The organism is Bartonella sp. AA86SXKL, from assembly GCF_042196885.1.
On record NZ_JBHIRE010000550.1, the window covers coordinates 1 to 569 of the forward strand.

Here is a 569-nt window from a genome sequence, read left to right on the forward strand (position 1 = left end):
AAGGCGCCCAAGCCCATTTCACGGCGCCGACCGTGAATGGTATAACGATAAAGCCATTGAGCACCACCATCTTTACGCTTATGGAGGATCAAGCCGGCACCATCATTATATTTGCCAGCTCCCAATGTTGCGACAGCCCTTGCGTTAAGACGATTCATAAGAACCATTTTCATTCCTTTCTTATACAGTTTTACCCACACGCCAGCCCCGCTTATGCCGTGCAAGCAAATGGGTTTGTTTGATTCAATATAAACAGACTTGAAATGAGAGAATCTTACGTTATTCGAGACTCTCATTCAACATACAAAACAGTGAATTATCATTATAAATCAGTGTGTTGTAGGTTTACAGAAAAAGACAAGCCGCCACGTTTACCTTGGTTTATCAGGAGCCCCTTTGCTAATTTTTTATATTATTCAACGCCTATAACAGAAGGTCTGAATGACAGAGAGCATCATGAACATCATCTCATGGCAGAGAGGGTTGGTGGTATTGAAACGCGCCCCGTTAATGTGAGTGTAATTTATGGGATCAAGACATGAGGAGTTGAAATGTCATTAAAACCGTTT

General features: G+C 42.0%; 1 protein-coding gene and 1 pseudogene. One reads left to right on the top strand and one right to left on the bottom strand.

Features of this window, described 5'->3' with window-relative positions; translation table 11 throughout:
- Positions 1-167, bottom strand: a 167-nt coding sequence (locus ACFIO5_RS13225; RefSeq protein ID WP_375705658.1) for an Arm DNA-binding domain-containing protein, incomplete at its 3' end; no start/stop codon positions are given.
- Positions 168-344: 177 nt separating this feature from the next.
- On the opposite strand from ACFIO5_RS13225, the pseudogene ACFIO5_RS13230 reads away from it, so the two are divergent.
- Positions 345-542, top strand: a pseudogene (locus ACFIO5_RS13230) (phage tail protein); the annotation flags it as partial.
- Between the last annotated feature and the right edge of the window lie 27 nt (positions 543-569).